This window comes from Mesorhizobium sp. M4B.F.Ca.ET.017.02.2.1, assembly GCF_003998955.1.
GTDB lineage: Bacteria > Pseudomonadota > Alphaproteobacteria > Rhizobiales > Rhizobiaceae > Mesorhizobium > Mesorhizobium abyssinicae.
Map to the genome: position 1 here is coordinate 1 of NZ_RZOF01000305.1, position 7,630 is coordinate 7,630.

Below are 7,630 nucleotides of genomic sequence, written 5' to 3' on the forward strand. Positions count from 1 at the left end.
AACAAGAACCTGTTCGGCGGCAAGTACAGCCGGACCATGAGCTACTGGCAGAATTCCGAGCTTTCCGCGCTCGGCCATCCGGCCGACGACAGGGAAAAGGCGCTGCTGGCGCCCTACCCCGGCCGCGTGCCCGCCAATGTCATGGACGGCAGCTGGCGGCCGCCGGTCACCGACGGCTCGGGCCAGGACCGCAAGGTGCTGAGGGTGGCTTTCGAGCTGCTGAAGAGCGAGGGCTACACGGTCAAGGACGGCGTGATGCACGACCCGCAGGGTAATCCCTTCGGCTTCGAGATCCTGACCGCCTCGCAGGATGAGGAGCGGCTCGCCGCCATTTACCAGCGCACGCTGGAGAAGATCGGCATCGAGATGACCATCCGCAGCCTTGACGGCGACCAGATCCAGTCGCGCAAGCAGCGTTTCGATTTCGAGGTACTGATCGGCTCCAGCGGCTTCAACAACTCATTGTCGCCGGGCATCGAGCAGATCGGCCGCTGGGGTTCTTCCGCCGCCAGCGCCGAAGGATCGTTCAACCTTGCGGGCGTCGCCGACCCGTCCGTGGACGCGGCGATCGATGCGATGCTGAGGGCGCGTTCCAAGGAAGACTATGTCGCCGCCGTTCGTGTCCTCGACCGGCTGCTGATCTCCGGCAACTATATGGTGCCGATGCAGTACAACGCGCAGCAATGGCTCGCTTACTGGAATTATCTGGAACATCCGCAAAAGACCCCCATATTCGGCTATCAGCTGCCAAGCTGGTGGCGCAAGCCGAACTGAATTCCGGACAGGAGCAGAGGATGAGCGGCGAGAATTCCGTCACGGTGGATGTCGTATCCGATGTCGTCTGCCCGTGGTGCTTTATCGGCCAGAAACGGCTCGACAGGGCGATTGCCGCCGCGGGCGACGTCGAGGTGCATGCCCGCTGGCGGCCGTTCCAGCTCGACCCCACCATCCCGCCCGAAGGCATGGATCGCCGCGATTACATGATCGCCAAGTTCGGCAGCGAGGAGCGCATTCGCCAGATCCATGCCCGCATCGAGCCGCTGGGCGAGGCCGAAGGGATCCATTTCGCCTTCGACGCCATCAAGGTGGCAGCCAATACGCTCGACGCGCACCGCGTCATCCGCTGGGCGGGCGCCGCCGGCGAGGAGGTGCAGAACCGGCTGGTGCGCCGGCTGTTCCAGCTCAATTTCGAGGAAGGCGCGAATCTCGGCGATCACGCCGTGCTGACGGCAGCCGCCCGCGAAGCCGGCATGGATGCGTCCGTGGTCGAGACGCTGCTGCCGACCGATGCCGATATCGAGGCGGTGCGCACCGAAATCACGACCGCTTCGCGCATGGGCATCACCGGTGTCCCCTGCTTCCTGCTCGAAGGCAAATACGCGGTGATGGGCGCGCAGGAAGCCGACACGCTCGCCGACGCCATCCGCCAGGTGGCCGCGGCCAAGGCGCGGGGCGAACTGGAAACAGCGACCGGCTGAGCAACACCGGCTTACTTCACCGTAACCTTGGCCTTGCTGACGAAGAAGCCGTGGCCGTTGCTGCCCGTACAGCTCAGCCCCTTCTTCGACGACTGGCAGGAAAACGATCCTTTGCTCCAGCTGTTTCCGTAGGCGAGCTTTGCGACGTCGCCGCAGCAGCCTTGCTCGCCGGGGTTCTTGATCTGGGTAGCGGGACCCTTCGGCCCCAGGATGACGGTGATGTAGCTCGGCTCGACGCGCGAGCAGCTCAGCTCGGGGCCGCCGTCCTGCGGTTGATAGGTGCTGGTCCCGTCCTTCGGCGTGTAGATGCAGCCGATATTGCCTGACGGCGTGTTGAACTCGACCTGCCCTTCGGCATTCGCCGGGATGGTCTGGCTGCCGGCATGTGCCGGCGCCAGCCAGGCGAGTGTCGATAGCATCGCGGCTGACAATGTCCGTGCAAACATCAGAAAACTCCTCCGCTCCAGGGCCGGTGCAAAATTCGAAACCGAACGGCCGGCACGTCGAACACAGTCGGCGTTCGCCTGAAAGAGCAATGGCGGATCGATGTATCGGGACGATGCCGGGCGCCTTCGCTTCGCTTCCCGGCATGTTTCGACCTGCCCGGGAACATCACGAAGGCCGGCTCCGAAAGACGCGAGCAGGCAACTTTTCGACCGCTCCGGTTCGCCCTCGGACGGAAATTCAGCTGAGCTGGAGAGCAGATCGGTTCACGAAACCGTGTTTTTGGTTTCCCTTAGGGAAGGTCCTCCACTCGACATGAGTGAGCCGCAACTTATTGAAAGAAAGGGAAATATCCCGTTTGAGCACGACCGTATCGCGGTGCGATCTGTTGCGCAGGGGCAACGGCTCGTGTGGCGGTTCACATTCGCCGACACAAAATTAATGGAAAATGATCAATTGGTGTTACTATCCGTAACAAAACTAAAAAGGTTTGGGCGGGATCGTGATTCGGGTTGGCAGACCGAGACGTTCAATATCGGAGAAAAGTGCTAGCGACGCCAGAAGGCAGCCGCCCCTGACCCCGGTGTCGTCGATGCGAACCTTCTGGGGACTGATGCGAGCCTACTGGTTCTCGGATCGCTGGAAGGAAGCCTGGACCCTCACCCTCGTCATCGCGCTGCTCACGGCGTTGTCCAGCAAGTCCGGCGTGTGGTTCGCCGAAGCATCCGGCGAACTGGTCAATTCGATTGCTTTCTTCCACGATGCCGCAAATACCACCCCGCTGAAGACGCTGCTCACCAACGCCGGCATCCTCATTCTTATCGTCGTGCTCAAGGATGCAGGCTTCACCGGCATACGCAGCCTTGTTTCGGCAACGTTGCACCGCAAATGGCGCGGCTGGCTGGACGGCCGCTTCAACGAGGCGCTCCTCGATACCAATCACACGCATTTCCACGCCCAGCACGGTTCGTCCGACTCGCTGGCGCCCGACAACATCGACCAGCGGGTCCAGGAATCGATCAAGGACATGACCGGCGGAGCCATCGGCCTCGCCATGGGCGTGCTCGCCGTTGCCACCTCGCTTTACTTTGTCGGCCAGAAGCTGCTCGAGACCTCGGTCGAAGTGCGGGGACTGGAATTCCTCGGCAGCTACGGCAGCGCGGTCCTGGCTTTCCTGGCCGTCGCCTTCTACGTGCCGTTGAATACCTGGATCGCGGTCAAGCTGGGCAGGCTGCTGGAACGTCTCAACGTGAGGATGCAGCAGTCGGAAGGCAGCTATCGCGGCGAGCTGACCACCTTCCTGCGCCGCAGTTTCCATGTCGCAGCGTCGCAGGGCGAGAATGTGCAGAAGACCATGCACAACCGGCTCTATGCCGATATCGACCGCAACTGGGCGCGGCTGAACATCGTCAACACCGGCTACAACTCGTTCGAGCTGATCTACAATTTCATCGGCGCCCGCATCGTCGCCTATGGCCCGGGCCTGGTGCCCTTCATCCACAATGGCTTCGATCTCAAGGGCTACATAACCGGCTCCGAAATGGTCAACGCGCTGATCGGCCAGTGCTCATGGTTCATCCATGTCATGCCGGCCATCGCGACGCTGCGGGCCAACAGCCAGCGCGTGACGGAACTGGCCAACGCCATCGAGAACGTGCAGCAGCCGCAGGAATTCTACCGGCAGACCGGCCGCTCCGACTTCAGCTATGCCGGCCAGAATCCCGTCTTCGGCCTGACCATCCAGAAGCTCGAGCTGGCGCATCAGGGCGAGGATGCGACGCCCTTCCTGAGCGCCGCGAACCTTCGCTTCCGGCGCGGCGAGTGGACCTTCCTCAAGGGCGAATCCGGCTGCGGCAAGACTTCGCTGATCAAGGCGATCAACGGTCTGTGGCCCTATGGCCGTGGCACCATCGTCTTCCCGGAAGGGGTCAAGAACTTCTACGCCGCCCAGGAGGTCAAGCTGCAGCAGGTGTCGCTCAAGCAGCTGGTCTGCCTGCCCGGCTCCGAGCGCGACCACACCGATGCTCAGGTCGCATCCGCCCTGCACAAGGCAGGCCTTGGCGATTTCATCGAACATTTGGACGACGAAAGCCGTGACGGGAAGAACTGGGACCAGGTGCTTTCGGGCGGCCAGAAGCAGAAGCTGGTGGTTGCCCGCATCCTGCTGCAGCAGCCGGGCCTTTTGTTCCTCGACGAGGCGACCGGCGCACTCGATCCCGAAGGCAAGGTCGCCTTCCACCAGGCGATCAAGGACAATTGTCCCGATGTCACGGTGATCAGCGTCATGCATGAGGCCGTGCCGCCGCGCTCGCTCACCGGCGCCGACTTCTACCACAGCGTGGTGGCGATCAGTGACGGCATCGCCACCAAGAAGCCGCTCGCGCCGAGCCTGCCGCGCGAACTCACCACCATCCTCGCGCAGCCCAGGCCGCCCGAGGACAAATGGCTGCGCTTCTCGCGCCGGCTGAAGCAGAAATAGCCTCGCTCCCCTCTCTTCGATCGGCCTCCGGCATCAGGCTGTTCCTTGGGCCGTTGAACGGCGATCACAGTGTCGCGATCTTGCCATTGGCCGCGGTTTTCCCGCGCCCTTGCGATTGACTCGGGCCGAGGCGCTCCTATGTTGCGCCGGCTCGCAGAATTCAAACCCGAACCCGCGAGCAGAAAGGTCAACCCGCCATGCCTGGCGACAGTCACAGTCGAACGCAATCGCCGTCCGCCTTGACGTGACCTGACGGCTCACGTCCTGCCGGACGGCAAGGAGTGAGCCATGAACGAATTCGTACCCGTCTTGGACGACGAAGCCATCGCCGTCGCCCGTGTCCTTGCCAACGACCACGTCGCCGACGTCGTCGAGGCGCTGAACCACGAACCACGCGAAACAGCCATCGAGTTGCTTTGCGCCGTGCCTTTCGAGCGCCTGGTCGAGATCTTCGACCAACCGCAACTCGAAAGCGCTCCGGAGCTCGTCGAAGCCTTGCCGCGCGCCAAGGCCAGCAAGCTCTTGACCGCCATGTCCGTCGACCGTGCGGCCGACATTTTGCGCGAGCTCGAGGAGCCGGCCCGTTCCGAGCTGCTCGGCGCGCTCGCGCCGCCGCTGCGCGCGACGCTGCTGTCCATTCTGGGTTATCCGGAGGGCAGCGCCGCGTCGATCATGACGACGGAATTCGTCTGCGTGCCTTCGGACTGGACCGTCGGCCGCACGCTCGACTACATCCGCAAGGTCGAACGCACCCGCGAGACCGTCTACGCGATCTACATCGTCGATCCGGCGACGCACCTTCTGGTGCGCTCGACCGGACTGCGCCGTCTGATTACCGGCGAGCCCGACGATCCTATCCTGTCGGTGGCGCCGGATCGTGCGCCGGTGACCGTCACCCCCCTGACCGACCGAGAGACCCTGGCACAGACGATCTCCAAATACGACCTGCTCGCCGTGCCGGTGGTCGATCATGGCAAGATCCTCGGCATCGTCACCATCGACGACATCATCGACACGATGGTCGAGGAGACGACCGAGGACGTGCATCGTTTCGGCGGCATGGAGGCGCTCGAAGAGCCCTATATGAAGATGGGCTTCCTCGCCATGATCCAGAAACGCGGCGGCTGGCTCTGCGCGCTGTTCATCAGCGAGATGCTGACCGCCAATGCCATGCAAAGCTATGAGGGCGAGTTGGAGAAGGCGATCGTGCTCACCCTCTTCATTCCGCTGATCATGAGTTCCGGGGGCAACTCCGGCTCGCAGGCGACGTCGCTGGTCATCCGGGCGCTGGCGCTGCGCGAGATCGGCCTTGGCGACTGGTGGCGGGTGGCGCTGCGCGAACTGCCGACCGGCCTGGTGCTCGGGGCGATCCTCGGCGTCGTCGGCATATGCCGCATCACGCTGTGGCAGTATTTCGGCTTCTACGACTACGGCCCGCACTGGGAACGGATTGCGGCGACGGTAGGCGCCGCGTTGGTCGGCATCGTCACCTTCGGCTCGCTCTCCGGCTCGATGCTGCCGTTCGCGCTGAAGCGCATCGGCTTCGATCCGGCCAGCGCCTCGGCGCCGTTCGTCGCCACGCTGGTCGACGTCACCGGCCTGGTGATCTACTTCTCGGTGGCGCTGGTGATCCTGCGCGGCACGCTGCTGTAGACCCCTGGCAAGGCCGTCGCCCACAGAATTGGTGGCGGCCTTGCGATATGCGCACGATCAGACGCGCTCGCCGTCCTTCACGCGGTAGGTCGGCTTGTACATGGTGACCAGCTCTTCCGCCGCCGTCGGGTGCACGGCCATGGTGCGGTCGAAATCTTCCTTGGTCAGTCCTGCTTTCAGCGGGATCCCCAGAAGCTGCGCCATCTCGCCGGCATCCGGCCCGAGGATATGGGCGCCAAGCACCTTCCGAGACGCGCCGTCTACCACCAGCTTCATCAGCATCTTCTCGTCGCGGCCGGAGAGCGTATGCCGCATCGGCCGGAAGCTGGCGCGGTAGATCTCGATGTCGGCAAAGCGTTTGACCGCCTCGTCCTCCGACAGGCCGACAGTGCCGATCTCCGGCTGCGAGAACACCGCCGTCGGGATGGTGTCATGGTCGGGCGCGGTCGGGTTGCCTTTGAAGGCGGTCTCGATGAAGCACATCGCCTCGTGGATCGCCACCGGCGTCAACTGCACGCGGTTGGTGACGTCGCCGATCGCCCAGATGTTGTCGATATTGGTGCGCGAATATTTGTCGACATTGATGGCGCCGGTCTTGCTGAGCTCGATGCCAACTCCCTCCAGACCCATGTTCTCGGTGTTTGGGATGCGGCCAATGGCGAGCATCACCTGGTCGACGGTCAGCACCTTGCCGCCGGTGACGAGCGCGTCCAGGCGCCCATCCGGCCGCTTGCGCACCCATTCCGACACCGCATGGCACAGGATCCTGATGCCCTTCTTCTCCATCGTTTCGTGCAGCGTGCGCCTGAGGTCCATGTCGAAGCGGGAGAGGATCTCCTTGCCGCGATAGACCAGCGTAGTCTCGACGCCGAGCCCGTGGAAGATGTTGGCGAATTCGACGGCGATATAGCCGCCGCCCTCGACCATGATCGCCTTCGGCAATTGCTTGAGGTCGAAGGCTTCGTTGGAGAAGATGCAGTGCTCGTGGCCGACGAGGGCCGGATGCGGCGCCGGGCGGCCGCCGGTGGCGATCAGGATCTGGTCGGCGGTGACGGTGCGGTCGTCGCCGAGCAGATGCACCACATGTGGGTCGACCAGCATGGCGCGCGAATGGAACGTCTCGCCGCCGGCACCTTTCACATTCTTCTCGTAGATCGCTTCCAGCCGGGCGATCTCACGGTCCTTGTTGGCGACCAGCATCGGCCAGTCGAAGCTGGCCTCGGGCACCGTCCAGCCGTAACCGGCGGCATCGGCGAAATGCTCCGGAAACTGGGAGGCGTAGACGTAAAGCTTCTTCGGCACGCAGCCGCGGATGACGCAGGTGCCGCCATAGCGGTATTCCTCGGCGATGGCGACGCGCTTGCCGAGTGCGGCCGCGACACGGGCCGCCCGCACCCCGCCGGAGCCGCCGCCGATGACGAAAAGATCGTAGTCGTAAGCGGTCATCACGGAACTCCTGCAGAGAAAGGCCGAGGCACAGGTAGGCTGCCGGGCGGCAAAAGAAAAGCCCGGACAAAGCCGGGCTTTCTGGTCCAGCGGCCGTCATGCCGCCTGTAGATGCAAATCAGTTCTGCGT

At 63.5% G+C, this 7,630-nt stretch carries 6 protein-coding genes; 4 read left to right on the forward strand and 2 right to left on the reverse strand.

Annotated elements, in window-relative coordinates:
* Both EN738_RS26960 and EN738_RS26965 read left to right on the forward strand, forming a co-directional pair.
* Positions 1–774 (forward strand): ABC transporter substrate-binding protein (locus EN738_RS26960; protein WP_245494735.1); only part of this gene is annotated, 774 nt, incomplete at its 5' end.
* A gap of 20 nt (positions 775–794) precedes the next feature.
* The gene (locus EN738_RS26965; protein WP_127286352.1) at positions 795–1,478 is read left to right on the forward strand and encodes a DsbA family protein; all 684 of its coding nucleotides are present in this window, start codon (positions 795–797) and stop codon (positions 1,476–1,478) included.
* An 11-nt stretch (positions 1,479–1,489) separates the two neighbouring features.
* On the opposite strand, the gene EN738_RS26970 is transcribed toward EN738_RS26965, so the two are convergent.
* A complete protein-coding gene (locus EN738_RS26970) occupies positions 1,490–1,924 on the reverse strand; it encodes a hypothetical protein (protein ID WP_127286353.1) in 435 nt (144 codons plus the stop codon).
* Between the two features lie 590 nt (positions 1,925–2,514).
* Here EN738_RS26970 and EN738_RS26975 point away from each other — a divergent pair.
* Together EN738_RS26975 and mgtE are read left to right on the forward strand one after the other, a co-directional pair.
* Positions 2,515–4,401: an ABC transporter ATP-binding protein/permease gene (locus tag EN738_RS26975; protein WP_189605991.1), complete on the forward strand. Its 1,887-nt coding sequence runs from the start codon at positions 2,515–2,517 to the stop codon at positions 4,399–4,401.
* A 288-nt stretch (positions 4,402–4,689) separates the two neighbouring features.
* The gene (mgtE, locus tag EN738_RS26980; protein WP_127286355.1) at positions 4,690–6,054 is read left to right on the forward strand and encodes a magnesium transporter; all 1,365 of its coding nucleotides are present in this window, start codon (positions 4,690–4,692) and stop codon (positions 6,052–6,054) included.
* Between the two features lie 57 nt (positions 6,055–6,111).
* Here mgtE and gor read toward each other — a convergent pair whose 3' ends face one another.
* Complete coding sequence (gor, locus tag EN738_RS26985) at positions 6,112–7,500, reverse strand: glutathione-disulfide reductase (protein ID WP_127286356.1); 1,389 nt, start codon at positions 7,498–7,500, stop codon at positions 6,112–6,114.
* Between the last annotated feature and the right edge of the window lie 130 nt (positions 7,501–7,630).